Origin of the sequence: Roseovarius sp. Pro17 (assembly GCF_035599575.1) — a bacterium.
Taxonomy (GTDB): domain Bacteria; phylum Pseudomonadota; class Alphaproteobacteria; order Rhodobacterales; family Rhodobacteraceae; genus Roseovarius.
The window spans coordinates 585,297-611,725 of sequence record NZ_CP141179.1 but is presented as its reverse complement, the minus strand read 5'-3'; the positions used below and the strand labels follow the sequence as shown (position 1 = coordinate 611,725).

General features: G+C 61.2%; 30 protein-coding genes. 10 read left to right on the top strand and 20 right to left on the bottom strand.

Features of this window, described 5'->3' with window-relative positions; genetic code table 11:
• Window positions 1–13: 13 nt before the first annotated feature.
• From U3654_RS03010 to U3654_RS02995, 4 genes are read right to left on the bottom strand one after another with little or no spacing between them, the layout of a single operon-like run.
• Complete coding sequence (locus U3654_RS03010) at window positions 14–763, bottom strand: hypothetical protein (RefSeq protein ID WP_324753881.1); 750 nt, start codon at window positions 761–763, stop codon at window positions 14–16.
• Window positions 764–808: 45 nt separating this feature from the next.
• Window positions 809–2,587, bottom strand: a complete 1,779-nt coding sequence (locus U3654_RS03005; protein WP_324753880.1) for a histidine kinase dimerization/phosphoacceptor domain -containing protein — start codon at window positions 2,585–2,587, stop codon at window positions 809–811.
• Between the two features lie 4 nt (window positions 2,588–2,591).
• Entirely contained in the window at window positions 2,592–3,170 is a 579-nt protein-coding gene (locus tag U3654_RS03000) for an RNA polymerase sigma factor (RefSeq protein WP_324753879.1), read from the bottom strand.
• The gene (locus tag U3654_RS02995) at window positions 3,167–3,340 is read right to left on the bottom strand and encodes a NepR family anti-sigma factor (RefSeq protein ID WP_324755212.1); all 174 of its coding nucleotides are present in this window, start codon (window positions 3,338–3,340) and stop codon (window positions 3,167–3,169) included. The genes U3654_RS03000 and U3654_RS02995 overlap by 4 nt, the downstream gene beginning before the upstream one ends.
• Before the next feature lie 153 nt (window positions 3,341–3,493).
• On the opposite strand from U3654_RS02995, the gene U3654_RS02990 reads away from it, so the two are divergent.
• On the top strand, window positions 3,494–4,324 hold the full coding sequence (locus tag U3654_RS02990) for a response regulator (protein ID WP_324753878.1): 831 nt from the start codon (window positions 3,494–3,496) through the stop codon (window positions 4,322–4,324).
• Between the two features lie 100 nt (window positions 4,325–4,424).
• Here the strand turns inward: U3654_RS02990 and U3654_RS02985 are convergent, their stop codons facing one another.
• Window positions 4,425–4,586, bottom strand: coding sequence for a DUF1328 domain-containing protein (locus tag U3654_RS02985; protein ID WP_324753877.1), 162 nt, complete (start codon window positions 4,584–4,586; stop codon window positions 4,425–4,427).
• A 182-nt stretch (window positions 4,587–4,768) separates the two neighbouring features.
• On the opposite strand from U3654_RS02985, the gene U3654_RS02980 reads away from it, so the two are divergent.
• Both U3654_RS02980 and U3654_RS02975 read left to right on the top strand, forming a co-directional pair.
• Window positions 4,769–5,083 carry a hypothetical protein gene (locus U3654_RS02980; RefSeq protein ID WP_324753876.1) on the top strand — a complete coding sequence of 105 codons (315 nt, stop codon included), beginning with the start codon at window positions 4,769–4,771 and terminating at the stop codon, window positions 5,081–5,083.
• A 5-nt stretch (window positions 5,084–5,088) separates the two neighbouring features.
• A complete protein-coding gene (locus U3654_RS02975) occupies window positions 5,089–5,454 on the top strand; it encodes a phage holin family protein (RefSeq protein WP_416384546.1) in 366 nt (121 codons plus the stop codon).
• A 27-nt stretch (window positions 5,455–5,481) separates the two neighbouring features.
• On the opposite strand, the gene U3654_RS02970 is transcribed toward U3654_RS02975, so the two are convergent.
• From U3654_RS02970 to U3654_RS02945, 6 genes are all read right to left on the bottom strand, one after another.
• Window positions 5,482–6,432 carry a YihY/virulence factor BrkB family protein gene (locus U3654_RS02970; RefSeq protein WP_324753874.1) on the bottom strand — a complete coding sequence of 317 codons (951 nt, stop codon included), beginning with the start codon at window positions 6,430–6,432 and terminating at the stop codon, window positions 5,482–5,484.
• Complete coding sequence (locus U3654_RS02965; protein ID WP_324753873.1) at window positions 6,429–6,620, bottom strand: PLDc N-terminal domain-containing protein; 192 nt, start codon at window positions 6,618–6,620, stop codon at window positions 6,429–6,431. Before U3654_RS02965 ends, U3654_RS02970 begins: the two co-directional genes overlap by 4 nt.
• Before the next feature lie 402 nt (window positions 6,621–7,022).
• Window positions 7,023–7,610: a hypothetical protein gene (locus U3654_RS02960; RefSeq protein ID WP_324753872.1), complete on the bottom strand. Its 588-nt coding sequence runs from the start codon at window positions 7,608–7,610 to the stop codon at window positions 7,023–7,025.
• Between the two features lie 63 nt (window positions 7,611–7,673).
• Window positions 7,674–8,543: a sulfotransferase domain-containing protein gene (locus U3654_RS02955; RefSeq protein ID WP_324753871.1), complete on the bottom strand. Its 870-nt coding sequence runs from the start codon at window positions 8,541–8,543 to the stop codon at window positions 7,674–7,676.
• 1 nt (window position 8,544) lies between these two features.
• The gene (locus U3654_RS02950; RefSeq protein WP_324753870.1) at window positions 8,545–9,423 is read right to left on the bottom strand and encodes a sulfotransferase domain-containing protein; all 879 of its coding nucleotides are present in this window, start codon (window positions 9,421–9,423) and stop codon (window positions 8,545–8,547) included.
• A 97-nt stretch (window positions 9,424–9,520) separates the two neighbouring features.
• Window positions 9,521–10,672, bottom strand: coding sequence for a porin (locus U3654_RS02945; RefSeq protein ID WP_324753869.1), 1,152 nt, complete (start codon window positions 10,670–10,672; stop codon window positions 9,521–9,523).
• A 321-nt stretch (window positions 10,673–10,993) separates the two neighbouring features.
• Here U3654_RS02945 and U3654_RS02940 point away from each other — a divergent pair, with 321 nt between their 5' ends.
• On the top strand, window positions 10,994–11,749 hold the full coding sequence (locus U3654_RS02940; RefSeq protein ID WP_324753868.1) for a class II aldolase and adducin N-terminal domain-containing protein: 756 nt from the start codon (window positions 10,994–10,996) through the stop codon (window positions 11,747–11,749).
• A gap of 59 nt (window positions 11,750–11,808) precedes the next feature.
• Here U3654_RS02940 and U3654_RS02935 read toward each other — a convergent pair whose 3' ends face one another.
• The 3 genes from U3654_RS02935 to gmd are packed head-to-tail and all read right to left on the bottom strand — an operon-like array spanning window position 11,809 to window position 15,024.
• Window positions 11,809–12,975: a DegT/DnrJ/EryC1/StrS family aminotransferase gene (locus U3654_RS02935; RefSeq protein ID WP_324753867.1), complete on the bottom strand. Its 1,167-nt coding sequence runs from the start codon at window positions 12,973–12,975 to the stop codon at window positions 11,809–11,811.
• Window positions 12,972–13,901 (bottom strand): GDP-L-fucose synthase, encoded by a 930-nt coding sequence (locus tag U3654_RS02930; protein ID WP_324753866.1) that lies wholly within the window; start codon window positions 13,899–13,901, stop codon window positions 12,972–12,974. The genes U3654_RS02935 and U3654_RS02930 overlap by 4 nt, the downstream gene beginning before the upstream one ends.
• Before the next feature lie 4 nt (window positions 13,902–13,905).
• Window positions 13,906–15,024 carry a GDP-mannose 4,6-dehydratase gene (gene gmd, locus U3654_RS02925; protein ID WP_324753865.1) on the bottom strand — a complete coding sequence of 373 codons (1,119 nt, stop codon included), beginning with the start codon at window positions 15,022–15,024 and terminating at the stop codon, window positions 13,906–13,908.
• A 160-nt stretch (window positions 15,025–15,184) separates the two neighbouring features.
• Between gmd and U3654_RS02920 the strand changes: the two genes are divergently transcribed.
• Complete coding sequence (locus U3654_RS02920; protein WP_324753864.1) at window positions 15,185–15,469, top strand: cupin domain-containing protein; 285 nt, start codon at window positions 15,185–15,187, stop codon at window positions 15,467–15,469.
• A 16-nt stretch (window positions 15,470–15,485) separates the two neighbouring features.
• Here the strand turns inward: U3654_RS02920 and U3654_RS02915 are convergent, their stop codons facing one another.
• Genes U3654_RS02915 through U3654_RS02905 form a run of 3 tightly spaced genes read right to left on the bottom strand, consistent with a single transcriptional unit; the run spans window position 15,486 to window position 18,138 of the window.
• Window positions 15,486–16,274 (bottom strand): dimethylarginine dimethylaminohydrolase family protein, encoded by a 789-nt coding sequence (locus U3654_RS02915; protein WP_324753863.1) that lies wholly within the window; start codon window positions 16,272–16,274, stop codon window positions 15,486–15,488.
• The gene (locus tag U3654_RS02910) at window positions 16,271–17,467 is read right to left on the bottom strand and encodes a pyridoxal phosphate-dependent aminotransferase (protein ID WP_324753862.1); all 1,197 of its coding nucleotides are present in this window, start codon (window positions 17,465–17,467) and stop codon (window positions 16,271–16,273) included. Before U3654_RS02910 ends, U3654_RS02915 begins: the two co-directional genes overlap by 4 nt.
• Complete coding sequence (locus tag U3654_RS02905; RefSeq protein WP_324753861.1) at window positions 17,464–18,138, bottom strand: TetR family transcriptional regulator C-terminal domain-containing protein; 675 nt, start codon at window positions 18,136–18,138, stop codon at window positions 17,464–17,466. The genes U3654_RS02910 and U3654_RS02905 overlap by 4 nt, the downstream gene beginning before the upstream one ends.
• Window positions 18,139–18,230: 92 nt before the next feature.
• Here U3654_RS02905 and U3654_RS02900 point away from each other — a divergent pair, with 92 nt between their 5' ends.
• Genes U3654_RS02900 through U3654_RS02885 form a run of 4 tightly spaced genes read left to right on the top strand, consistent with a single transcriptional unit; the run spans window position 18,231 to window position 21,386 of the window.
• Window positions 18,231–19,058, top strand: a complete 828-nt coding sequence (locus tag U3654_RS02900) for an ABC transporter ATP-binding protein (RefSeq protein ID WP_324753860.1) — start codon at window positions 18,231–18,233, stop codon at window positions 19,056–19,058.
• A 52-nt stretch (window positions 19,059–19,110) separates the two neighbouring features.
• A complete protein-coding gene (locus U3654_RS02895; RefSeq protein WP_324753859.1) occupies window positions 19,111–19,887 on the top strand; it encodes a transporter substrate-binding domain-containing protein in 777 nt (258 codons plus the stop codon).
• A gap of 9 nt (window positions 19,888–19,896) precedes the next feature.
• Window positions 19,897–20,616, top strand: coding sequence for an ABC transporter permease subunit (locus tag U3654_RS02890; protein WP_324753858.1), 720 nt, complete (start codon window positions 19,897–19,899; stop codon window positions 20,614–20,616).
• Window positions 20,616–21,386, top strand: a complete 771-nt coding sequence (locus tag U3654_RS02885) for an ABC transporter permease (protein WP_416384574.1) — start codon at window positions 20,616–20,618, stop codon at window positions 21,384–21,386. The genes U3654_RS02890 and U3654_RS02885 overlap by 1 nt, the downstream gene beginning before the upstream one ends.
• Here the strand turns inward: U3654_RS02885 and U3654_RS02880 are convergent.
• The 3 genes from U3654_RS02880 to U3654_RS02870 are packed head-to-tail and all read right to left on the bottom strand — an operon-like array spanning window position 21,383 to window position 24,696.
• Window positions 21,383–22,933, bottom strand: coding sequence for a rhodanese-like domain-containing protein (locus U3654_RS02880; RefSeq protein ID WP_324753857.1), 1,551 nt, complete (start codon window positions 22,931–22,933; stop codon window positions 21,383–21,385). The genes U3654_RS02885 and U3654_RS02880 overlap by 4 nt on opposite strands.
• Window positions 22,930–23,517 (bottom strand): cysteine dioxygenase family protein, encoded by a 588-nt coding sequence (locus tag U3654_RS02875; RefSeq protein WP_324753856.1) that lies wholly within the window; start codon window positions 23,515–23,517, stop codon window positions 22,930–22,932. The genes U3654_RS02880 and U3654_RS02875 overlap by 4 nt, the downstream gene beginning before the upstream one ends.
• Window positions 23,518–23,571: 54 nt before the next feature.
• A complete protein-coding gene (locus tag U3654_RS02870) occupies window positions 23,572–24,696 on the bottom strand; it encodes a CaiB/BaiF CoA-transferase family protein (protein ID WP_324753855.1) in 1,125 nt (374 codons plus the stop codon).
• 234 nt (window positions 24,697–24,930) lie between these two features.
• Here U3654_RS02870 and U3654_RS02865 point away from each other — a divergent pair, with 234 nt between their 5' ends.
• On the top strand, window positions 24,931–26,421 hold the full coding sequence (locus U3654_RS02865) for a fumarate hydratase (RefSeq protein WP_324753854.1): 1,491 nt from the start codon (window positions 24,931–24,933) through the stop codon (window positions 26,419–26,421).
• Window positions 26,422–26,429 lie beyond the last annotated feature (8 nt).

The window sequence follows — 26,429 nt, the reverse complement described above, 5'->3', positions numbered from 1 at the left end:
TTTCCATGTGGCGCTACAGCAAGCGGCTGGCAGCAAAGGCCAACAGGAAACCGACAGCAGCGATTGGCCCGGATAGCGCGTGGATCTCGTCGAAAGCTTCGGGAATCATCGTGTCTATCAGCATGACGAAAATCGCCCCCGCCGCGCAGGCAATCGCTGCGGCAATGATCACCGGCCCCATCTGACCGATCACCAAATAGCCCAGCCAGGCCGACAGCGAACAGGCCAGCGTGATGGCGATCCAGATGCTGAAAACATAGGTGGCGGATTTGCCCGCCTTTTTCATGCCGATCGTACTAGAGAGACCTTCGGGAATGTTTGAGACGACAATCGCCAGTACTGTCACCAGTGCCACCCCCTCGCCGTCCAACAGCGATATGCCGATCGCCGCGCTTTCGGGTATGCCGTCCAGCAGCGAGCCGACGGCGATAGCCAGCGAGGCCGCAGCGCCCCGGCTGGCTCCGGACGCGGCACCCGACAGCTTGCGCCCCCGCGCGCCCGCCCGCGCCAGCGCGGCGCCCGCCAGCGCATAAAGCGTGCCTCCAATGGCGAACCCCGCCGTCGCGGCCCAAATGCCACCCATCACAAACGACTCGTCCATCAGATCGAACGCGAGCGCCGAGATAAGCACGCCAATGCCAAAGGCCATGACCGACGACGCGAGGATCGCAGGCAACCGCAGGAAATACCCGATGGAGGCGCCAACCAGCAGCGCACCTCCGGCGACAAGGCCCCAAAGGGCTGCTTGGACGGGAAGTGACATCAGGGTCACGGCGCGCCCTCATACAACGTTGGACGCAATATTGCGTCAGACACGTGGCGTATGCTGCTCGGGCGCGAATTCCTGCTTTTTGAAACAGATTTGCATCTCATACCAGCCTGCCTCTTCTTCGCAGCTTTTCATGCGGCAGTCGAGTTGCGCGCAGAACGCCTGTATCAGCTTGAGGCCGAGGCCCTGCTCGGTTTCGGCGCGCACGCCGTCGCTAATGACAGTGTTGGCGATCTCGAACATGACCATATCCGGACCCGAGGGATCTGGGCGCAGGCGGACGCGGATAAGACGGCGCCCATCCGCGCCAGCGGCACCGTATTTCAGTGCGTTGGTGAACCCTTCGGCAGCCAGCATCGCCAGGGGACCGGCCTGATCAGGGACTAACGTGACGCCCTCCAACTGGAAATCCACGTCGAGGGGCACGCTGTCCCCTTCGCCCAGCGTGGCAAGCTGGCGCAGCATATCACCCAGCAGCGTATCGACGCGCACCTGGCTAACCTGTGGTGTTTCGTACAGACCGCGATGCACGGCTGAGAGGCTGGTCAGGCGGTCCTGCACTTTGCGCAGGGCGTTGCGCGTGTCGGTATTGGGCGCGTTGCGGGCCTGCATGTTCAGGATCGACGACATCAGCTGAAGGTTATTCTTGACCCGGTGGTGCACTTCCTTGATCAGCACGTCGCGTTCGTGCACCGTGTTTTCCAGATCGGCCTCGTCGCGGATGACCTTCTGCGCCATTATGTTGAACGTCTCGCCGATTTCGCGCAGTTCGGTAGGGGCGTTATCCAGCGCCTCGCTACGGAGCGTGCGGCGACCCTCGGCGAAATCGCGCATCTGGCGGCCCAGAACACGGATGGGGCGGATCACCTGTAGACGGATCGCCAACAGAGCGACGACCAGACTGATGAGCCACATCAGTAGCGGAAAAAGCAGGGTGAAGGTCGAGAACGCGCGATCACGCACCAGCGGGCGCACCGGTTGCCAACTGCCCAACGCATAGGCTTTGCCTTCGAGGATGGGCACGACTGCAAAATCGCGCGCCTTGCCGCCGCGGCTGTCCTCAGTAAACAGTTGACTGCCTTGCCCGATCAGATCGGTCAGCTTCGTTTCTGCGGGCATGAACTTGAGGTAGTCGCCCGGTCCGCCATCGGCGGTCAGCACCTCACCTTCTTCGTTGAAGGTCACGATGACGGCGTTGTGAGCCATGGGGTCTGTAGCGCGTTCGGCGACCATACTTGCAGACAGCATCGACAGGTTTACAACGCCCTTGAAAACCCCCTGCGTCGTAAAAACCGGTTGTTGGACGATGACCACGGGCAACCCGCTGGCGCCGCCCAGAGGATTGTAGCTGACCGTCAGAGAGCCGCGTGTCATAGCCTGATCGAGGGATTTTATATTCTTGAAATCGTAGGAGCTTGCAAAATTGTTACAATCCGACTTTCGGTTCACGTCGATAAATCCGAGAAAGACAATCGATCCGCTGCGCGCGGACGTATGACGCATCAGATCGGAACATACCGTGTCGTTGGGGCCCAGCACGGCTAGCGCGTCTGCCAAGCCTTGAGTAATACCATGCGCGCTCTGTATCGCCTCGCGTTCGGGCGCGACGAGGCGCGCCGTCTGCGCGCTAAGGCTGGCGCGGTAGGTGTCGCGCGCGCTGATAATGGCGTTTTGGGTCTGGGCAACTGCAATGATCCCCAGCGGCAAAAGGGCCAGCGTCAGCATCAGCGCGGTGCGCGGCAACAACGCGTTGCGGCGGTGCAGGGACTGCCAGCCGTCGTCGGGAACAACTGCTTTGTCGGGCCTGACATCCTGCACGGGACTACATCCCCGGATTGCGGCTGATTACGGCGACGGTGGCCTGATCGGTCAGTTCCATCGCCTCATCCTCTTTCATATCCAGCATCTCGGCCAGACGCTTGCGCCCGCGATTGGCGCGGCTTTTAACTGTGCCGACGGCACAGTTGCACATGCGCGCGGCCTCTTCGTAGGCAAAACCCTGCGCGCCAACGAGGATCAGCGCCTCGCGCTGCTCCGCCGGAAGCTGCTCAAACGCGCGGCGAAAATCGGCCAAGGCAAGGCGACCGTCATGAGCGGGCTTTTCGGCCATACGCTCGGTCATGGCGCCATCGACATCCGCAACTTCGCGCTTGGCCTTGCGACGCTCGGAATAAAATGTGTTGCGCAGGATCGTGAACAGCCACGCGCGCATGTTCGTGCCGACGGTAAACTTGTCGATATTGGTCCACGCCTTGACGACGGTGTCCTGCACCAGATCATCCGCCCGCGCTACATCACGCGTCAGCGACAGAGCAAAGGCGCGCATGGGTTTGAGATGCAGAATGATTTCATCGCGCGGATCAATCTGCGCGGCATCACCATCGGATTTACCAGAGCTCATTTATCGTCCTGCTCTCGCAGCTGTCGCAACAATTGCTCAAAGCGATCGGGCACGTCGTCCTCCAGCATTTCATCATAGACGCGCTTTAGATTGGCGTCGATCTGGTCCCGCTTTAAGGCTTTTGCCGGCGTTCTTTCGCCATCTTTAGTTTCTTCGCTCTTGCGCCCCATCTTCACGTCTGCCAATCCATATTTACCGCTTTCGGTTCGTCTTTTTGCACATGTGTCGGAACTGAACGCACCTGTCGCATGTTAGTTCCCTATCGCGTGGTTCAAAAATTTCGCCACGTTCAGTCAAAGTATCAGAATAAACACGGAGCAACGATGGGTAATCCTGATTCAAGTCTGCATTTTTCGCAGCAGATCGCACACCACCTTCCCTATCTCAGACGGTATGCCCGTGCATTGACAGGCAGTCAGTCCAGCGGCGACGCCTTTGCTGCCGCCACGCTTGAGGCGATCCTGGAGGATCGCGAGGCCTATTCCAAAGACACCTCACCTCGCGTTGCGCTATTCCGGGCGTTTCGTCTCGTTTGGCAGAGCGCTGGCGCGCCTGAGTCCGACCCCGGTGACGCGTCTGCCAAGCGTAACTTGGAAGCATCTGCGCAGGACCGTATGCGGCAGTTGACCCCCGATACGCGTCAGGCCCTGCTGCTGAATTCCATCGAGGAGTTCTCGCCGCAGGAAATCGGTCAGATCATGGACATCAGCGCATCGGACGCCGAAGGTTTGATTGCCGCCGCCCGCATGGAAATCGAAAACGGCATGGCGGGCGATGTGCTGGTGATTGAGGATGAGGCGATCATCGCCATGGATCTGCACAGCATCGTCACATCCATCGGCCACAATGTCACCGGCATCGGCCGCACCGCCGATGCAGCGATCGATCTGGGGTTGAAGAAGACGCCGGACCTCATTCTGGCTGATATCCAACTGGCCGATAACTCGTCCGGGATCGACGCGGTGAACGCACTGCTTCAGCAGATCGGCGAAATTCCCGTGATCTTTATCACCGCCTTCCCCGAACGCCTGTTGACCGGCGACAAGCCTGAACCGGCCTTTGTCATCGCCAAGCCCTACACAGAAGATCAGGTTCGTTCGGCTGTCGGTCAAGCGATGTTCTTTTCGTCGACCGAGACGCTGAAAAACGCCTAGTCCTCAATGTCTGAGGGTTAACCCTCTGGATCATCAGAACGCCGCTTTCACTTGGTTGAGGGCGGCGTTTCGCATTTCAAATTACCAAAGTCTACGATCTCTACTTGCGCACGACGCGCACGATCAGCGCGATGGCAAACAGCACGAAAAAGACGAAGAACAAAATCTGAGCGATCCCCGCCGATGCCGAGGCAATGCCGCCGAACCCAAAGATTGCGGAGACAACGGCGACAATAAAGAATACAATTGCCCAATATAGCATGGCTATCTCCTTTGAGGTTACAATGCGGTATGTTGCAGACACCGATCTGTGCCGATATCAATTCTGAAACGCGGCGACCTCCGGCTCGGTTCCGCTGTGCAAACATTCGGCGCGGTCGGGAACTGCCATGCAGGTGAATGCGTTACTGCTTAGAATAGTGTTAGAAAATAAAGGAAACTTCCATGGCTCAGAGCAAATCACCCGACAGCGACGACCTGAACGCCCAGATCGCGACACTTCGTCAGGATATTTCAACCATCACCGATACGCTCGGCGCGATGGCCAAGGCGCAAAAGGACAATTTGACCGACGCCGCGCACAAGCGTCTGGAAGAGGCCCGCGCACGCGGTGCCAACGCTATTTCCAGCGCGCAGACACAGGCCAACGCCCTGAACGCACAGGCGCATGATTTCGTGCAGGAAAAGCCGGCACTGTCACTTGGGATGGCTGCTGCGCTGGGGTTTGTAGTGGGCATCCTGACCACAACCCGGCGCTGATCCGCATGATAGGCCTGATTTCAGCCGTCAAACACCGCTCAGCGCGCGCTATAAAGCGCGCGCTGATGCGTGCCGTGGGTGCCGTTTTCCTACTAGTCGGGATTGCGTTCCTGACATCAGCAGGCTGGATTCTTTTGGCCGAGGCATATTCGACGCTGTTCGCGGCCCTAGTCATCTCGGGGATTTTCCTCGGGATCGGTCTGATCCTGCTCGGCATCGCCGCAGCGTCAAAAGAACGTCACGAATCCGATGCAGAGGCCGCGTTGCTGCGCGATCCCGCGTCCCCGCCCGCGCCCGGCACAATGTCGCCGCTGGCCGAAGCGTTCATCATCGGCCTAAACGCGGCACAAGCGGTGCGCGGTCGACGCTAACAAACAAGTGTCCGGTAGCGATGCCGGTCACTCGCGCTTGAAATCCCTGCTCATGTTATCTGCCACGAACGCGCCGCGCTGACCCATTGGCTTGGCCGGGCCGCGCGTCGTATCCTTGCGCTGTTGCAGCTCCAGCTCAGCGTTGAGGGCTGCGCCCAGAAGGCAAACGAAAGCGCTGATATAGAGCCACAGCAGCAGCACAATCACCGCGCCCAGCGAGCCGTAGATCTTGTTATAGTTGCCGAAATTTTGCAGATAGATCGTAAATGCCCAAGTGGCCAGCGCCCAGAGGATGGTGGCGGTGATCGCGCCCGGTGATATCCATCCCGCGCGTGCGATACCCTTTCGGTTGGGCCCGTAGCGATACAGCAGCCCCAGCGCCAGCATCACTGTCGATACGGCAACGGCCCAGCGTAGCATTTCGGCTATGAATGTCGCAAAGGGACCAAGCGGCAGGAAGGCCAGCACAATTGGGGCGATGACCAGCGCGGCAAAGCAGGCTAAAGCCAGCAATATCAAGCATCCAGTCAGACCGAACGCAACTAACATATGACGCAACCCGCCGCGATTACGCTCACCGTAGACTGCGTTGACCCCCACCATCAGCGCCGCGATGCCGGCCCGCGCAGACCACAGTGCCAGCCCGACCGACAACAGCCCCGCCCAACCCAGCGTCGTGCTGTCGGCGGCAACCAATTCGGCCACGCGGCCAGTCAGCAGTTCAGCGACCTCAATAGGCAGAAGGGACGTGAATTCTGAAACCTGAGCCTCAACCAGCGCCGGGTCGGCGACAAATCCCCAGAGCGCGATCAGCGCCGCGATAGCCGGAAAAGTAGCGAGAATGCCAAAGAACCCGATGCCTGACGCGATGAGGTTCAGGTTCTTTTCGCCGATCAGCGTCCACACCCCCTTGAGGGCGGGCCAGAGGCCGACGGGCACCCGTCTGCGACCATACGCAGCGGCGCCCCGCATGCTCATCCGCCCGCCTTGGCGGCGCGCGGGCCAAGAAACAACCAGAGAATAAAGCCGAGGATCGGCAGCAGGATCACTAACAAAATCCACAGAACCTTTCGCCCCGTAGATGCGGACGAGCCGAAAATCGATACGATCGCCCAAACGTCAAGGACGAGGACGATGAAACTGCCCACACCGGTCACGTTCACCATAAATTCACCTCATCCTTCAAATTCTATAAGATTATCCGAGCAAAACGCCGTTCTGCGCCCTACGGTTCCACACCCGGGCGCGTCTGGACACCCCAGATTCTGCCCGCCACTCTGGATCAATGGATCGTCCATGCCCACCCCTGCCCGAGTCAGCTACCACGAATTCAGACGCAAGGTCACCCGCCTCATTCAGATGCGCAGATGTCCGTAAGACCCGCTGCGACTGACGGAGGCGCGGCCAAGCAACGAACTCGGCTGTGCGCGCTTGGACCGTCCGGCGATGCGCAGCGTCGTCAGTGGAATGAACACAGTCCACCGCCAGACGCTCGCGTAATTGGATCAACGCCCCCGGTTACACATATTCGGATGACATGCAGTCCCCGACTACGGCACAAGCGCGCGCTATTGATCACTTGCAGCGATCTCGCCTGACACGCTGGTACCACCTAGATGATACCATGGCTTGCGGTCGCTGGGATGCGCGCCGGGGCCACCGGGGCGGAACCAGATCAGGATGCCGCCGGATTCGCCAAAACCACCATCGAGATCGTTAAAGACGATTTGCCGGGGGAAATGCACCTTGAGTGGACGCGCCTCGTCGCCTGCGCGCCACGCGCGTTCGGTCGTGATGCAGTTGGCCTGCATTCCGGCGTAGGATGTCGCCGGTTTCACCTGGCGCAGGAATTTGAGGCCTTGTGCCACGGCCTCGCCCGCCATGGTGACACCGCCGCTGTCGAGTATCTTGGGCGCGGAATTGCGGGTCATCACCGACTGATTAATGCTTTCGGCCCATACGCCGCAGATGCCCGTGCGCCCGCCGATATTGCGCGCATCCACCGCTACGCTGATTCCGCCGGGCGAGGTAAAGGTACCACCACCCAGCGTTGGGGTCGGCCCCAGCGTGGCCTGCCCTGCCGGCATGTTGGGAGAGCAGGCGGCGAGGCCGATCAGGCCGATCGCCGCAAGAATGGTCTTTGCTGTCGCGTTCATCGCTGTCACCTCTAATCTCGTGCTACCCATAGATATAGGCACTGTGGCTGCGACGCCAATAGGTCAGATGCCGCGCGCGAATTCTTCGGTCTCGCGCAGCATTTCGGGGTAATGCTGCTCAAGCGCGGGCAGGAATGCCTCGCGGATACGGGCGACCTGCGCGGGGGTCAGATCGTCCTTCCAGACACCCGCCTGCCCCTTGGCAAAAAAGCTGGTCATGCCCTCTGGCTTTTCGGTAAAGCCTTGTTCGCGTTCCTGTTTCTGCATGTTGGCGAACGCCGTCGCCTTGACCGCCTTGGCCAGTTTCGGCCCGTCCACCTTCTGGCCAAGGAACACTTCCAGCAATCCGCGCATCTCGCGAGCGGGCTTGCTGAGCAGGTCCTCATACCGAATCACACGGCGCTTCAGCCCAGGCGCGTTGGTCCAGGAATGAACGTGATCATCCCAGCGCCCCAGCACGTCAAAGATGCCGCTGGGTGTGCCCATCACCGTGTCGGGATTGCACATCCGCTCGATCGCCGTGTCGATATCCGCCGATTGGTGGCGCGCGAAACTGGGCGCAAGGTCAAAGGGGTTGCGGATCAGGTAGATGCCGCCCGCGGTCACTTCGGGCGGTATGATGTCCTGCCCTTCGACCCGGATGGTCTGGCAATGCGTCTTGACGAAGTGGTGGTTGGGGCGCGACTGCGCGATCAGGCGCAAGGCCTGCGGCCGCACGCGCATCCAGTCCTTGAGGTCCGCGCCTTTGTAGGGACCGCCATGGGCCGCGTCATAGAAATCCTGCCGCACGTCGGCGGTGGTAAAGTTGCGCAGGTTGTTGATATCGGGCGCCTGTCCGGCGGGCATAAAGTAATGCGCCAGCAGGCTGCGCATCCAAGTGTTGCCCGATTTCGGGTAGGACGCGATCCAGATGATGCGTTTCAGCCCGCTCATGTCACAGGTATCCGAACCGTTTCATGGTGGCGCGGTGATCGGTCTGCATCTTTTCAATCAGATCATCGCTCAGCGCCTCTTTCCACTTGCCCGATTTGCCCGACGTAAAGAACGTCTCGCTTTTGCCGGGGTTTTCTTTGAATCCGGTGGCCTTTTCCTGGCTCGATACCTCGTCAAAGCTGGCAAAGCGGATGGCCTTTTGCAGCCTCTCCTCCTCCAGCGGAACACCCAGATGCTTGACCAGCGCGCCAAAGGCCTCCTCAGGCTTGTCCAGCATGTCCTCATAGCGCAGCACGAGGGTCGGATAAGGCGATTTGCTGGTCCAACTGCACACATGCTCGGTCCACGAACCAAGGAATTGCCACACGGCGGCGCCATCGGTCGCGTTGGCGTTGTCGCTGCGCCCGATCGCCTCGATGGCGGCGGCGGGTTCGATTCCGTAATGGCGTGCGTAGGACAGCACCATGTCCATGGGATTGCGCACGATATAGACGGCCGAGCGGGTATATTGCGCTGGGATCAGTTGGGTACCGAACGCCGCGCCGCGAATGTTATGCGTTTTGACCAGATTGACGTCGGCATTGTTGCCGATAATGCCGCGCAGCACCTTGTCGCGCAGGCGCAAGATCACCTCGACATCACTCAGATCGGGCGTCTCGGGTGCGGCAACCATATTGTAGGTCTTGGCGATAGAATCGCCCATGCCAAAGCGGTGGACCTGATTGATCGACACCGGTTTTTCGGGGTTCATCAGATAGTTAGCGAGAAATATCCGCGTCCAGGTGTTGCCCGATTTCGGATAGGACGCCAGCCAGACGATGCTGGCCTTGGGCGCGGCAGGCTTTTGCGGCGCGCTCTTCTTGGTCGGTTTCTTGCTCATCTGTCCCGCCTCGATGCAGGTTACATTTCAGACCCGCAAATAAACGAACGGGAGGGGCGTTGCCACCCCTCCCGCATGATTTTGGATCGAACCGGTCTTAGAAGGACAGGTTGATGCCGGTGCCGATGACGGTACCGCTGACGTCGAGGTTACCCGCGCCAATCACACCGTTGTCTGCATCCAACTGGACGATGTAGATGTCCCAGTCAACGCCCGGGCCCAGATCGCGGCTTGCGCCGATGCGATAGGCTTCGTAGTCGGCAGTGCCGCCACCAGCGACTGTCTGCTCGCCTTGGTACGTCAGAGCTTCGAGCGCCCACGGACCTGCGATGTCGTAGGTTACACCAAGGCTCCAGCCTTCGTTGTCGCCTACGCCAAACGCGACGCCGTTGTCGTTCTCGGCGTAGCTTGCACCGATAGTGAAGTCAGCAAAACCGACCTGTGCGCCAATACCCCAAGTTTCGGGATCGGACCCACCACCGGCCGGCGCATCACCCACGCCGTAGCGTGCGGCCAGCGTAACGCTGGTCGTGCCGAACGTCTGGCTGTAGTTAACGCCGATGTCGAAGATGTCCGACAGAACCAGGGTCTTGTCCGGACCACCAAAGCTGTTGGCGACGTTCACGGCACCGGTAGGTGCGTAGGAAACGCCAACGGTCAGGCCGTTGAAGGAAGGCGTGAAGTAGGTCAGACGCTGAACGTCGTTGTTACCCGCGACTTCGGTGTAGCTCGACAGGCCCGCCTGACGGAAACCGCCCGGATATGCCAGCGAGAAGGGGATGAACGACGAGATCGACGGCGAGTTGATGTACATGGAAGTAACGCCGGGCGCGCCAACCATGGACTTGTAACCAGCCGAGTTCTCGGAACCGATCAGGATTTGGCCCAGAGTGTCGGAGCTGATCGACATGTAGGATTCGTCGATTTGGCCGCCAGTGTTCTCGCCTTCGAGCTGCACGTTCACGCCGAATGTCAGGCCGTTGTCCAGCGTGATCGAGGGGGTGAAGATGATCTCGGAAGTCGAGTGGATGTCGACGCCGTCATAGTCGCCGAAAGGGTTCAGAGCGGAGCCGCTCAGATCTTTGTATGCGACGTGCTGGCTCATAAAGCCGCCGAACGAAACGTCCCATTCTTGGGCCGCGACAGGTGCTGCCAGTGCGACGACGCCCAGGGCGATTGCGCTGGTGCTAAGCAGATGCTTTTTCAAGGTGTGTCCCTCCTCAGAGTAGCAGGAATGATTATGTGTCATGATCCGCCGCCTCCCAACGATGGACGCGACTTGTAGCTTTGATGCTGCATTCCACCCACTTGTGTCAACGAACCCCGCCGGGCCGGGATGGATGTTACCTCGGATGTGACGATTTTGGCACACAGATGTGACGTCACTGCCGCATATCTCCAAAAATGCGCTTGTTTTATTGGGGTTTCGGCCCGCCGTCCCCGCACCCGGTCCTTTCGCCAAGCAGCGTGACTGCGCGGCGCGGGCGATGGGCAGCGGCGCGAGACGCTTGCATGCAGTACTTCGAATCGCGCAGGCTTGGGCGATATGGCCCATCCGGAAGGAACGCTCATGCCCCACTCAGTGACACAGCCCAACATCCATCATTGGCCCGCGCGATGCCAGATGGCCGCCGCCTTTCGCTGGACCGCGCGCCTCAACATGAACGAGGCGGTGGCAAATCATTTCAGCCTCGCCGTGAACGAGGATGGCACACAGTTCATGATGAATCCCGATCAGGCGCATTTCGCCCGCATCCGCGCGTCGGACCTGCTGGAGCTGGATGCCAACGATCCGGATGCGCTGGATCGCCCCGGCGCGCCCGACCTTACCGCGTGGGGCCTGCACGGCGCGATCCACCGCCGCTGCCCCCATGCGCGCTGCGTGATGCATGTGCATTCGATCCACGCCACTGTTCTCGCCAGCCTCGCAGATAGCCGCCTGCCGCCGATCGACCAGAACTGCGCGACATTCTTTAATCGCTATGTCATCGACGAGGGCTATGGCGGCCTTGCCTTTGAGGAAGAGGGCGAGCGTTGCGCCGCGCAGCTGCAAGACCCGTCCAAAAAGGTGATGATCATGGGCAATCACGGCGTACTGGTGCTGGGCGACAGCCCTGCTGATGCCTTTAACCGCATGTATTACTTTGAGCGCGCCGCCGAGACCTACGTTCGTGCGCTGCAAACCGGCCAACCGCTACGCGTGCTGCCCGACGACGTGGCCGAAAAAACCGCGCAGGAGCTGGAAGGCTATCCCGATCAAGCCGAGCGGCATCTGTCCGAGCTGATGGCGATTCTGGATGACGAGGGATCGAATTACGCGACCTGAGTGCGCGTGGCGGGCTGGTGAATTCGGAGATTCAGACCAGGTTAGAGCCGGGTGGCATTTTAGAAGTCGGCCAGCGCGTCGATCGCTTCGGGGATCGGATAGTGGTGGTTTCCGACGAAAAGCCCGTGACGGTCGATGTAATCAGCGTTCTTCAGTTCGCCGTGGATTTCGTAGTCAAAGTATTTCAGCACCTCGTTCTTGGCGAAATTACCGCTGACGATGGGCCGCGTCTCGAACCCCTGATCGCGCAGCCATTCGACAAAGTCCTTGCGGTCCAGCCCCGCCTCCTCGCGCAGGATCAGCGAGAAACCGAACCAACTGCTGTGTCCGACCTCACGTTGGATCATGAATTTCGGGTGATTCCCGAGGCGCTGCTGAAGCAGCGCGCCATTGGCACGGCGGCCCTTGATGAGGCCCGGCAGTTTTTCAAGCTGCGCCTGTCCCAACGCGCCCGACATTTCCAGCGGGCGCAGATTGTAACCCGGCAGCACAAAGCGAAAGCTCTCCTCAAAGGGATCGTCGCTTTTCTCGCCTGTGACGTGGTTATGTTTGGGCAGGTTGCGCGTCCAGCCATGGGCGCGCAGGCTGAGCATGATGTGGTAAAGCTCCTCATCATCGGTGGCGACGATGCCGCCCTCCATGGTCGAGATGTGGTGCGAAAAAAAAGCCGAGTAGCTGCCCATGACGCCGAAGGTGCCGCATTCGCGACCGTTCAGCGTGGCACCCATGGATTCGCAATTATCCTCGATCATCACGATATTCCGGCCTTGGGTCAGGCGCTCGATCGCGTCGAAATCGTTTGGATTGCCCAGTAGGTTGACCACCATCAGCGCACGGGTACGGTCGGTTATAGCCTCCGCCAGCGCGTCGAGGTCATAGTTTAGCGTGTTGAGGTCGATATCGACGAACTTCATCCGCAGCCCATATTGGTGCAGCGGATAATAGGTTGTCGACCAACTTACCGCAGGCACGATGATCTCGTCGCCCGGCTGCAGGTTCAGCGCCGGGTTGGTCGTGTACCGCAGCGCGGCGGTCATCAGCAGGTTGGCCGAGCTGCCGGAATTTACCATCACCGCAAAGTTGCACCCGAACTGGCGCGCGAACTGCTGTTCAAAGGCTTTCACCTCAGGGCCCATCGAATACATGTCCGACGCGATGACCCGTGCCAGCGCATCGTGCTCGGCTTGATCCCACGAAGAGGTCGCGAGGGGGAATTTGATGGTCATTGTTGCGTTACCTCAAGGTAGTGGCGATAGGTGCGCTTTAGCCCCTCGGGCAGCGATGTCTGCGGCTGCCAGCCCCATGCCTCTTGCCGATCTATCGCGCACAGCTTTTGCTGCATGCCTACGGGACGGGTCAGATCGTGGGTAAAGCGGCCGCGCCATCCGACAACTTCGGCAGCAGCGCCATAGTAGTGGTTGATGGAATGATCGTGGCCAAGGCCCACGTTCATCAGATCCGGCAGCGCCTGCATATCCCTAGCGGCGCGCAGCACAGCATCGGCCAGATCACCCGCAAACATGAATTCGCGCCGGGCTGTGCCGTCGCCCCATATCTCGACGGTCTCGGCGCCGGTTTGCTTGGCGACGTGCAGTTTGTGGATAATGGCCGGGACCAGATGCGAGTGCTTGGGGTCGAACTTGTCGTAGAAACCATAGAGGTTGCAGGGGATAAGCGTCTTGAAAAGTGCGCCCTCGTCCTCGCGCCTTATGTACTCGCACAGGCGGGTCGCCATGATCTTGGCCAGCGCGTAGCCCTCGTTCGTTGGCTCCAGCGGAGCGGTCAGGATCATATCCTCGCGCAGAGGGTTCGGCGCGTCGCGCGGATACATGCAGGTCGAGGCGAGGTTGATCAACTGCCGCACGCCTACGCGGTGCGCCTCGAGGATCACGTTCTGCCCCATCGCCGCATTGTCAGCGAGGAACGCGACGGGATGGGCCATATTGGCATGGATGCCGCCGACCCTGCCCGCTGCATGGATTACCAGATCCGGGCGCTCAGCCTCCATGTAGGTGCTGACTGCGGCGCGGTCGGTCAGGTCCAATTCACGGCTGGAAGGTGCGAGAATATCCCATTCGCCCGCACGCTCATGCGCGCGGATGTTGCGCCCCACCATGCCAGAGCCGCCGGTCAGAAGGATTTTACCGCGCATTTCCTCAATCCTCGCGCAAAAGCGGCAGGTCGTAGCCGTGATCGATCAGAATGCGCTGACGGCGCGCATTTCTCAGATCTTCGGCCACCATCTCGGCGCACATCTCTTGCGCTGTGATCTGCGGCTCCCACCCCAGCACCTCACGCGCTTTGGTCGGATCACCCAGCAGCGTCTCGACCTCGGCGGGCCGGAAATAGCGCGGATCGATGCGCAGGATGACGTCGCCCACCTTGACCTCGGGCGCCATGTCAGAGGTAACGGCGCTAACCGTCCCAACCTCGTCCAGCCCCTCGCCGCTAAATTCCAGCTCGATGCCCAGTTCAGCCGCCGACCACTGAATGAACTCGCGCACCGAGTATTGCTTGCCCGTGGCGATGACGAAATCGTCGGGCGCGTCCTGTTGCAGCATCATCCACTGCATACGCACATAATCCTTGGCATGGCCCCAATCGCGCAATGCGTCGATGTTGCCCATATAAAGGCAATCCTCCAAACCCTGCGCTATATTGGCCAGCCCGCGCGTGATCTTGCGCGTGACGAACGTCTCACCCCGGCGCGGGCTTTCGTGGTTAAAGAGGATGCCGTTGCATGCATACATCCCATAAGCCTCGCGGTAGTTCACCGTAATCCAGTAGGAATACATCTTGGCCACCGCATAGGGACTGCGCGGATGAAACGGCGTCGTTTCGCTCTGCGGGGTTTCCTGCACGAGGCCATACAGTTCAGATGTTGAGGCCTGATAAAACCGGCACGTCTTCTCCATCCCCAGAAACCGGATCGCCTCCAGCAGGCGCAGCGTGCCGATGCCGTCGACGTCCGCGGTATATTCCGGCGCCTCAAAACTGACGGCAACATGGCTCTGCGCGCCAAGGTTATAGACCTCATCAGGTCGAATTTCGGCCAGCAGACGCGTCAGGTTCGACGTGTCGGTCAGATCGCCGTAATGCAGTTTTAGCCGGGGATTGGCCTCGTGCGGGTCCTGAAAGATGTGGTCGATCCGCTGAGTATTGAACGACGATGCACGCCGCTTGATGCCATGCACCTCATAGCCCTTTTCCAAGAGCAACTCGGCCAGATAGGATCCATCCTGTCCGGTAATTCCGGTAATGAGGGCGCGTTTCATGTCGTCTCTCTTTCCCTGCCGTACGCGGGCGTTTGAAAGTTCCTAATCCCTGCAGACCCCATCGGCAAGCAAAGCGGCCAGATCATCTGGACAACCCGTCTGGATTATGGAGTGATGGGCATTCACCGTTCCCCCCAATACTCCCGCCGGAGGCTCCGACATGACAATGACATGCACCGCGACCCAATTGATCGACGACGCCCGCACCCGCGTCACCCGCTTTGATTTCGAGCCGGGTCAGCAAACGGGCTGGCATACACATGCAATGGATTACGTCATCACGACGCTCACCGACTGCAAAATGCGGCTGGAACTGCCGGGCGGCGAGATCAAGGAAAACCATGTGCCCGCCGGCAGCGTCTATAAGCGCGTCGAAGGGACCGAGCATAACGTGATCAACGAAGGCGACGCGCCGATGTCGTTCATCGAGGTCGAACTGAAGTAAGGCGAAACCCGCACCCTCAGACGTTAAATCGCAGCGACAGGCACGACATGCCGCCATCCAGCAGCGCGCAATCGGTGTTGTCGATGGGGCGGATGTCATACCCCTCGCGCGTCAGCATGTCGGCTGTTTTCGGAAAGCCGTCCGGCAGCAGCACAACGTCATTGAAACGGATGGCATTCGCCGCCGCCTCCTCGCCCTCGGGCAGATGCAGCACGCGGTAGCCGTCGAAACAGTAACCGTTATCCAGCAACTTGGTCGACAGCACCGTTTCCGGGTCCAGCAGCGAGCAGTCGGTTTTGAAATGCAGCACGCCTTCGGGTGTCTGCAACTCTCGCAAGCTATGGCCCCACTCTTCCAAAATGATGCGCAACTCCGCCACGCCCTCGGCATCGGTGCGCGCCGAGCGGCCGACCAGCACCTCGCGGCCGGTGAACAGAATATCACCGCCCTCGATATGGCCCGGTCCGCTGATGTCGCGCAGATCGTCGAACAGTCCGGCCAGCGTTGGCCGCATCTGGGCAACCTCGCCCATGCGGCTGTCGGCACCGGGTCGCATCATGATCGCGCCTTCGGGCAGGCATAGCGCAGTGTCTTCGACAAACAGCGCGTCGGGATAATCCTCCAGCGCCTCCAGCACGACGACTTTGGCGCCGGTCGCGCGCAGGGTTGCGATATATGCGTCGTGAGCGGCCTGCATCCGCGCGAGGTCAGGCGCACCGCGATCCTCGGCACGCAAACCGCCGGTGACACTGGCGGCGGGGCGGCGGCTGATGGCGTGATTGAAATGGGTGGCGGGACTGGTCATTGGGCTGCACTCCGGCTTGCGGTGATCGCGCTAGCATGGGCGACAATGCGATCGCACGCGGTTTCGAGTGCGGCATCTGGCGCGGTCAGGGCGACGCGCACCCATGTGTCGAGCGTCTTGCCGAACGATGTGCCGGGCATCACCGCGACGCCTGCATTTTCCAGCAGGTCGAACGCATAACCCTCAGCGCTCATCCCCGTGCTGGAAATGTCGATCAGCGCGAACATGCCCGCCTGCGGGCGGCTGACACTCAGCGCGCTCTCGTTCTCTAGCCGGGCCGCCAGATACCCTGCCCGCGCCGCGAACCGCTGACGCATTCCCGGCGCGACGGTCGAGGGGGCAGACACGGCATTCGCGGTCGCGTCCGCCAGAAACGGTTGGCTACCGAACAGCATCGTTTCCGATAGCGACAACAGGTGCGACGTGAACTCGGTGCTGCCAATGGCCCAGCCGCTGCGGAAACCGGGTGCGGCATGGCTTTTCGAGATCGAGCTGACGACGACCGTGCGATCCGCCAGATCGGCCTCGGCCAGTGGCGAGGCGAAGGGCACGCCGTCAAAGATAAGTTCTTCGTAAACCTCATCCGAGATGATCCAGAGGTCATGCTTGCGCGCCACCTCGCCGATCTCGCGGATATCATCGCGCGTCAGGACTGCACCAGTCGGATTGTGCGGCGTGTTCAGCAGGATCGCGCGGCTGCGCGGCGTGATGCGTACGGCGATATCGGCGGCCTTCATACGGAACCCATTATCGGGGCTCAGCGGCACCGGAACCATGGCCGCGCCGCTGGCACGAATGCAGCCCTCGTAGGTGGCATACATCGGATCGCCCACCAGCACCTCGTCACCCTCTTCGACCAACCCCATGAGGGTGGTGAACAGCGACGTTTGCGTGCCGGGCAGGCACATGACCTGATCGGGATGAATGTCGCGACCCGTCGATGAGGTATAGCGCCGCGCCAATGCCGCACGCAGCCCCGGCTCGCCCATGCCGTTGGAATAGCCCATGCGCCCGGCGCGCATGGCCGTGGCCGCATCCTCCATCAGCGCATCGACGGGTGGCACGTCCGGCTCACCTATGGTCAGCTCGACAATGTCGCGACCCTCGGCGCGCAGGGCACGGGCGCGTACATGCACGGCCCATTTGGCGCTGCCTAATCCTGACAGACGCTCGGTTATGCTGGCGAATTTCATGGCGTTATCCTTATCTGTATCATGTCTTGTGTTGCGGTCTGCGCGTTCTGCGCCAATGGCAGGCCCAGCATCGCGCCGATCGAGGCCAACCCAATCGCGACCAATTCACCCGGCGCGAAGGCGTCTGGCAAAACGCCACCCTCCAGCCACAGCCCGTCGATCACGGCGTTGCAGGCGATAGCGTGGCGGCGCAGCGCCGCCGTAGAGGTTGCGCGGCCCGCCTCGCAAAGCGCATCGGCAATGAGCCCCTGTAAATGGTCGCGAAACTCACGGTAGGTCTGGGCGTGAACCTCGTGCATCTGCGGGCTTTGCTGCGCATGGGTCAGGAAACCGGCCCAGAGCGATACCGCCTCGGCACTGACCACCGGCGCCCGCAGCCCCGCCTCGATAAATGCGACAAGCCGCGCGGCGGCACTGGCCCCCTGCCCCACGCCGCAGGTGGCGTGCGTGAGGTCAGTCATGTGCTGCTGATAGGCCGCACTCAACAGCGCATCCTTGCTGTCGAAATAATGCCGGATCAGGCCCGGTGTCACCCCGGCACGCGCCGCGACAGCGCGGGTGGTCGCGGCCGCGATCCCGTCCTCGGCGATGATCTCCAGCATCGCGCAGATCATCGCCTCGCGACGCTGGTCCGGGCCGATGCGGCGGAATGTCTTGCGTTCGGGCGACATGGTGGGCGACTCTCAGGCTGGGTGACAATAATTATACAGTTGCACAATTAGCGAGAATCAGAGTTACTGCAAGAGACAAGGGAGAATATCGCATGAGTTCCGCACAATCCGCGCCACAAGCGGAGGCGAACGAGCGCCACAGCGCAGCAGACCGGCCCGATACCGCCGGCGAAGAGGCGATTCGCGTCGAGGACCTGCATAAATCCTTCGGCAATCTCGAAGTGCTCAAGGGCGTGTCGCTAACGGCAGCGCGCGGCGATGTGGTGGCGATCATCGGCGGCTCAGGCTCGGGCAAGTCGACCATGCTGCGCTGCATCAATTTCCTGGAAACACCCACTTCAGGTAAAATCATCGTCGCAGGCGAAGAGGTCGCGATGAGGCCCGATGGCACGCCTGCCAAACCGAAACAGATCGAGCGTATACGCACCCGCCTTGCCATGGTGTTTCAGTCCTTCAACCTATGGACGCACCGGACCCTGCTGGAGAACGTGATCGAGGTGCCGGTGCATGTGCTGAAAATCCCCAAACGCGAGGCCACGGCCCGCGCGATGGAACTGCTGGAACGTGTCGGCCTCGCCGAAAAGGCGGCCAGCTATCCCGCCTTTCTGTCTGGCGGGCAACAGCAACGCGCCGCGATCGCACGCGCGCTGGCAGTGGACCCGTCGGTCATGCTGTTCGATGAACCGACCAGCGCGCTCGACCCCGAACTGGTGGGCGAAGTGCTGACCGTTATCAGCGATCTGGCCGCCGAAGGGCGCACCATGATCCTCGTCACGCATGAGATGAAATTCGCGCGCGAGGTGGCGAGCCACGTCATCTACCTATCCGAGGGCCGCATCGAAGAAGAAGGCCCGCCCGAAGAGGTGTTCGGCAATCCGAAATCCGAACGACTGCAACAGTTTCTCAGGACCGTCGCCTAAACGCGGACCCGACGAAAACCACAAATCACAAATCCAAACAGGGAGAAGATACATGAAACTCAAGGTAATGCTGACCGCAGCCACCGCTGCTCTGGCCCTCACCACCGGCGCCGCCATGGCCGACGCCGTCAAGATCGGCATCGCGGCCGAGCCCTACCCGCCCTTTGCCGCGCCCGACGCCGCTGGCAACTGGACCGGTTGGGAGGTCGAGATCGCGAACGCCATCTGCGCCGCCGAAGAAATGGAATGCGAGATCACGCCGACCGGTTGGGACGGCATCATTCCCTCGCTGATGGGCGAGCAGATCGACGTCATCATGGCCTCGATGTCGATCACCGAGGACCGCGCCAAGAAAATTGACTTTTCCGATTATTATTACAAGACGCCCGCCGTCATCGTCACCGCCAAGGACTCGGGCATCACGCCTGATGCGGACGGCCTCAGCGGCAAAATCCTGGGCGTTCAAGCCTCGACCACCCACCAGGCCTATGCGAATGCGCATTTTGAGGATGTCGCCTCAGAAATCCGCGTTTACCAAACGCAGGACGAGGCCAATCAGGACCTGTATTCCGGTCGCATCGACGCCGTGCAGGCCGACAGCATCGCCATGGCCGACTTTATCGATAGCGATATCGGCGGCTGCTGCGAGATCGTCGGCCCCGTGGCGGATGATGCCGCAATCCTGGGCAACGGGGTGGGCGCTGGTGTGCGCAAAGGTGACGACGAACTGCGTGAAAAGCTGAACGCGGGCATCGCCAAGATTCTTGAAGACGGCACCCATGACGAGATCACCAAGAAGTACTTCTCGACCTCGATCTATAGCAATTAAGCGCGCGTCTTGGAGCAAACTCTAGAATTGCTTTCGCTATCGCCCCCCGGCTGGGGGGCGAACCTTCTGCGCGGTCTGGCCGCTTCGCTCCAGATCGCGCTGGGGGCCTTTGGCTTTGGCCTGATCATCGGGTTCTTTGGTGCGATGGGCAAACTTTATGGCAGCCCGTGGGTGCGTGACCTGCTGGAAGTCTACACGACCGTCGTGCGCGCCGTGCCCGAACTGGTCCTGATCCTCATTCTCTATTTCGTCGGCACCGATATCATAAATCAGATTGCCGCCGCCATGGGGCGCGGCCCCGTCGAAATCAGCGGAGTCGCCGCCGGCATCTGGGTGCTGGGCATCGTGCAGGGCGCCTATGCCACCGAAATTCTGCGCGGCGCGATCCGCGCCATTCCGCCCGGCCAGACCGAAGCTGCGCGCGCCTACGGGATGCCGCGCGCCATGTTGGCGTGGCGTGTAACAATCCCCGCGATGACCGCCTTTGCCATTCCCGGCATTGCCAACCTCTGGCTGATCGCAACCAAGGACACCGCCCTGCTGGCTGTCGTCGGATTCAGCGAGCTGACGCTGGAAACGCGGCAGGCCGCCCAGACGACGCGGGCCTATTTCACCTTCTTCCTCGCGGCAGGCTTTCTCTACCTGATGGTCACGCTCTTTTCTGGCGTCATATTCGGGCGGATCGAAAAATGGGCGCGGCGCGGACAACCCTCGCACAGGGCGTCATGATGCGCGCGATGTTGATCCCCCGCCGGCTGATCATGCTGGGCCTTTTCGCGGCCTTCGTGATCTGGTGCGCGCTAACGATGGATTGGAGTTGGCTGCCCCGCTACACGCCCCTGATGCTCAGCGGGTTGTGGGTCACAATCTGGCTGCTGGTCGTCACTTTGGTTCTGGGCTTTGCCCTCGCCGTGCCACTGGGCCTCGCCCAAGCGATCGGGCCATGGTATCTGGCCGCACCGGCGCGCACATTCTGCACAATCATTCGCGGCACGCCCTTGCTGCTGCAAATCTGGCTGCTCTATTACGGGCTTGGCTCGCTGTTTCCGCAATTCCCGTGGATACGCGAGTCCGAATTATGGCCCTATCTGAGGCAGGCATGGCCCTATGCGGTGCTGTCGCTGACACTCTCCTACGCGGGCTACGAGGGCGAGGTGATGCGCGGCGCGTTTGCATCGGTCAACAAGGGTCAAATTGAGGCCGCGCGCGCCTTCGGGATGCCAAAGTATAAGGTATTCTTTCGCATCTGGCTGCCTCAGGCAATCCGCCAGACGCTGCCCACGCTGGGCGGCGAGACGATCCTGCAACTCAAGGCAACACCGCTGGTCGCGACCATCACGATAGTCGAGCTTTACGCCGTCGCAGGGCGCGTGCGGCAGGACACGTTCATCGTTTACGAACCGCTGTTGCTGCTGGCAGCGGCCTATTTGGTGATCGCGGGGGTCATCACGCTGGGCTTTCGTTGGATCGAAGGGCGCGGGCCGCGCATGAGCCGCTAGGCACCGGGCGTCAGGGGCTTGAGCGCCGCGCGCTCATCGGGATCAAGCTGGGACAAAAGGCCCGTTTCCCATTCCAGATACCGGCGGGCGGCGTCCAGATTGTCGTCATGGCGGTCATGCACGAAAAAGAGGTGATCGATGCACTCCGCCTCGCTGGGATTGTCGGGCGTCTGCACGATCTTTAGCCCCGCAGCTTGCCAATCTTCGGGGCCCGATGCGACAGCTTTTATATCGTCATGGCCCTGCGCCATCAACTCTTGCCGCACCCCTTCGAGCAGCGCGGCATCCTGCCCGACAATGGTGATGGGGCCGCGCAGATCGGGCCGGTCGCGGTGCAGATGCGCACGGTTCGCCCAAACGGCGCCCTCGATATGCGAGGCGCGATAGTCCATCCCGTTGGACGCATCAAGAAGCGTGGCGCTATTGGCAATAAGTTTGCTCAAATCAGGACGGTCGGCAGTTGGCTGCGGCGCATTTTTCTCAGACAAGGCAGCCCCTCGCAGCACCCAGACCGAATGTCCCATACCCATCAGCCAGATCGCCGTCGTCGCCGCGCGCAGTCCAGTGTCGCAGCTCAGCACGATACGCGCACCGCGCACGGCCAGTTTTTCGTCCGTGGCCTGCACGAGTTGCCCACCGGGGGCAGAGGCAAAGCCGGGCGCGTGGCCCGCTCGATGCTCGGCCTCGGTGCGCACGTCAAAACGAAAAATCGTGCGCGTGTCGTCGCCCATCCAGCGTTGAATAGTCGCCATGTCCGCCAGTGGAATATCATAGCTTGCAATCAACTCCTGCGCCTTGGCTCGCGCAGCATTCAGGCCCTGCGGCGGCACTGGCGGCAACTCCCCCGCCTCCCTCCCGTGGTCCAACTCATACCCCGCCAGCCGCCAGCCTTGCGTGCCGTTGCGCAGCGCATGGACAGGGCCGGTCCACCCGGCAAGGCGCAGCGTTTCCGCCCCGATGATTGATCGGGTGCGCCCGGCACAATTCACCACGATGGGCGTGCCCGCCAGTGCCATCTGGCCCACGCGATAGCCCAGTTCTGCATTGGGGCAGGATTGCGCACCCGGGATCGACATCTTGGCAAACTCCGGCCCGCTGCGACCATCGAGGATCAGAAAATCGCCACCTGCGCCCTGCATCGCGTGCAGTTCTTCTGCGGATACGGAGGGCGTTTTTAACTGATGCTCCACCAGTTCGCCAAACGTCTTGGACGGCAGGTTCACCCCCTTGAACAGCGTATGCCCCGCCGCGCCCCAGCCGGGTGCGCCACCCTCCATCACATGCAGATCGCTATAGCCCATTTCAGTCAGGATTTCGGCCCCGCGATCCGCGATACCGTCTCCATCATCAACGAGGATACAGCGCACCGACCGGCGCGGCATCAGTCGGGGTGCATCCGCCTCAAGCCTGCTGAAGGGGATATTCACCGCAAAGAACGGATGCCCCTCACCGAATTGCCCGACCTCGCGCAAATCAATGAGGGCGAGTTCGCCGCCGTCCTTCAGCGCCGCGCGGGTGGCTGCGACAGTTATGCTAGCTGCACTCATTTCTTGGTCTTGGCGCCGATATCCATAATCTGGCATGTCCCGGCCTCAAGGTCATAACTGATGCGCCCGTCCAGCGATTCCAGCGGCTGACCGTAAAAATGCAGATGCCGGATCACCTCGGTCCCGTCGATCACCACGCTATGAATATCGTCGGGCATCATCGCCAGCGCATTGCCGGGGCGCAGGTCGACCTCCTCGCGCAGCTTGAGGTCAGCCTTGCCCTCGACCGAACCGTCGTCGACACGCTCGTAGACGGTATTTTGCTCGGCCCCCTCGACGGCGGCGATACAGGCAAAGACGGTGTGATTGTGCGGTGGGATCTTCTTGCCCGGCTGCATAACATTCAGATAGAGCGTCAGGCCAGTGTCAGGGTCGTGGGCGATAAAGAAACGGTTCTGCTTTTCCTCCGGCGTGGGCGCCGGGAAGTCGTCCTCGGCCCACAAATCCTGGCGCGCGGCGATATCCATCAATCGGTTCTTGATGCGGTCCAGACGGGGGCGATCCATCGGCCCCTCGGCGACGATCGCCTTGGCGTCGGCGATGAACTGCTGCGTGATGTCGTGGCGGTCCTGGGCATTGGCCATGTTTTGCTCCTTCGGGTTGGGCCTATGGGTCAGATGGGTCCGCGTAACCCGGTTTCAATCGGCGAACTCAGCGCGAACCGTGTCCGTATGTTCGCCCAGCGCCGGCACGGGGCCAAAATCGGGAACGGCGCCATCGACCACCGTGCCGGGGGCCAGCATCCGCACCGGGCCGGTCGGGCTGGCGACCTCGACAAAGCGGTTTTGTGGGTGGTTCGCCAAATCCTCCATCGTGCTGACGCGGCCATAGGCGATGCGCGCCGCCTCCAGCCGCTGGGTCATCTCATCACGCGGCACGTCAGCGAAAATGGGCCGCAGCACGTCGTCCAGCGCGGCACGGTTGGCAACCCGGTGCGAATTGGTGTCAAAGCGCTTATCGTCCGGCAGATCGGGCAAGCCGAGGATATTGGCGCAAAAAATGCGCCACTCCCGCTCGTTCTGGATGGAAAACAGCACATCCTTGCCGTCCGAGCCGGTATAGGCGCCGTAGGGCGCGATCGTGGGATGGTTCAGCCCGCTGCGCACCGGCTCCTTCCCGCCATAGACAAATTGCAGATAAGGCACGTTCATCCAGTCGGTCAGCGCATGAAACAGCGAGATCGACAGATGCCGCCCCTGCCCCGTAATGCCGCGCCCAATCAGCGCCTGAAGCACCGCCTGATAGGCCGTCATGCCCGCCGCGATATCGCAGACCGACACCCCCACGCGGGTCAGGCCGTCCTTTGTGCCGGTAATCTGCGACAGCCCGCTTTCGGCCTGCACCAGCAGATCATAGGCCTTAAGATCCTTGAGCGGCCCCTCTTCGCCATAGCCCGAGATGGCGACGGTAATCAGACGTGGATAGCGCTCGCGCAGCTCGGCCTGATCAAAGCCAAGGCGCGCAATCGCACCGGGCGCGAGGTTCTGGATGAACACATCGGCCTCTGCCAGCATCCGGCCCAACAACGCATGATCGTCCGCGTCGCGCAGATCGAGGCAAACCGATTCCTTGCCCCGGTTCAGCCAGACGAAATACGCGCTCTCGCCATGAACGAGGTGGTCGTAGGCACGGGCGAAATCGCCCTCGGGCCGCTCGATCTTGATGACGCGCGCGCCCGCCTCGGCAAGGCGGCCCGACACATAGGGGGCCGCGACGGCCTGCTCGACCGAGATCACCGTAAGACCTGCTAGATCACCTGTCATTCCGCCTTCGCTCCCTAAGTCCCGCTTTGCAATGATGCCTCATAGCGCAAATGCCCGGAAATAGTCACGGCCGGGGGGCGGTCATAGCCTTGGGCTATGACGTGGCGCGCCGGCACGGCTGGCCGGGGCTGGCGCAGCGCTGTAGGATTGCAGCGCACAGCCGGAGACTGCCATGCCTGCTCAGATGACCTTGCCGCCTTTTGTGCCCGTCGATCGCGGCAGGCAGTTGGCCGCATGAGCGACCGCATTACCCAAGCGCATCTGGTGGACAGCATCGCAGAGGCGCTGCAATACATCTCATACTATCACCCGCCAGATTTCATCACAGCCATGGCGGATGCCTATAATGCTGAGCAAAGCCCCTCGGCCAAGGCGGCCATCGCGCAGATTCTGATCAATTCGCGCATGTGCGCCACCGGCCACCGGCCAATCTGTCAGGATACCGGCGTCGCCAATGTCTTTGTCGAGGTCGGCGTCGAGGCGCGCACTGACTGGACGCGCCCAATGCAGGACATGATCGACGACGCCGTGCGGCGGGCATGGCTGCTGGAGACGAACCCGCTGCGGGCGTCGGTCGTGGTCGATCCGCTAGATACCCGCCGTAATAGCGGCGACAATACCCCCGCAATGGTGCAAACCGAATTGGTGGCGGGCAATTCCGTACATGTGACAGTGTCGTCCAAGGGCGGTGGGTCCGAGAACAAGACTCAGTTCGCCGTGCTGAACCCCTCGGCCAGCGTCGCGGATTGGGTAGTCGATCGCGTCGCGCAGATGGGCGCGGGATGGTGCCCGCCAGGCATATTGGGCATTGGCGTCGGCGGCAGCGTGGACAAGGCTATGGCGATGGCCAAGGCATCTCTGAACGAGGCGATAGACATCACCTATCTTCGCGCGCGCGGGCCGCAGAATCGCATCGAAGAGATGCGTTTGGATATCCTTGACCGCATCAACGCCTTGGGAATCGGCGCGCAGGGGCTCGGCGGCATCACCACCGCGCTGGATGTCAAGATCGCGACATTTCCGACCCATGCCGCGTCAATGCCAGTTGCCCTTATCCCGAATTGCGCGGCGACGCGGCATATCGACTTTATGCTTACAGGCGACGGCCCCGCGACGTTCGCCCCACCTGACCTGTCGCTCTGGCCCGAAATAGAGGGACAAGGCCCCATCGGCAGGCATATCTCACTGGATGATTTGACGGACGACGTGCTTGCCAGCTTGACGCCGGGTGAGACGCTGCTGCTGTCAGGCAAGCTTTATACTGGTCGCGACGCCGCGCATAAGCGCATGGTCGAAACCCTGCGCGCGGGGGGCGAATTGCCCGTCGATCTGAGGGATCGCGCGCTTTATTACGTTGGCCCCGTCGACGCGATCCCCGGCGAAGTGATCGGTCCCGCCGGCCCTACCACATCAACCCGCATGGACAAGTTCACCGAAGAAGTGCTGGCTGCTACCGGCCTAAAACTCATGATCGGCAAGGCCGAGCGCGGGGCCGAGGCGATCGACGCGATCCGCCGTCATGGTGCGGTCTATCTCATTGCCGTGGGCGGTGCGGCCTACCTCGTATCACAGGCGATCAAGGCCGCACGCGTCGTCGCGTATGGCGATCTGGGCATGGAGTCGATCCGCGAGTTCACAGTCGAGGATATGCCAGTGACAGTCGCCGTCGACACCAAAGGAAACTCCATCCACGAAACAGGCCCGCGCCAATGGGCACGGACCTGATTTTGACG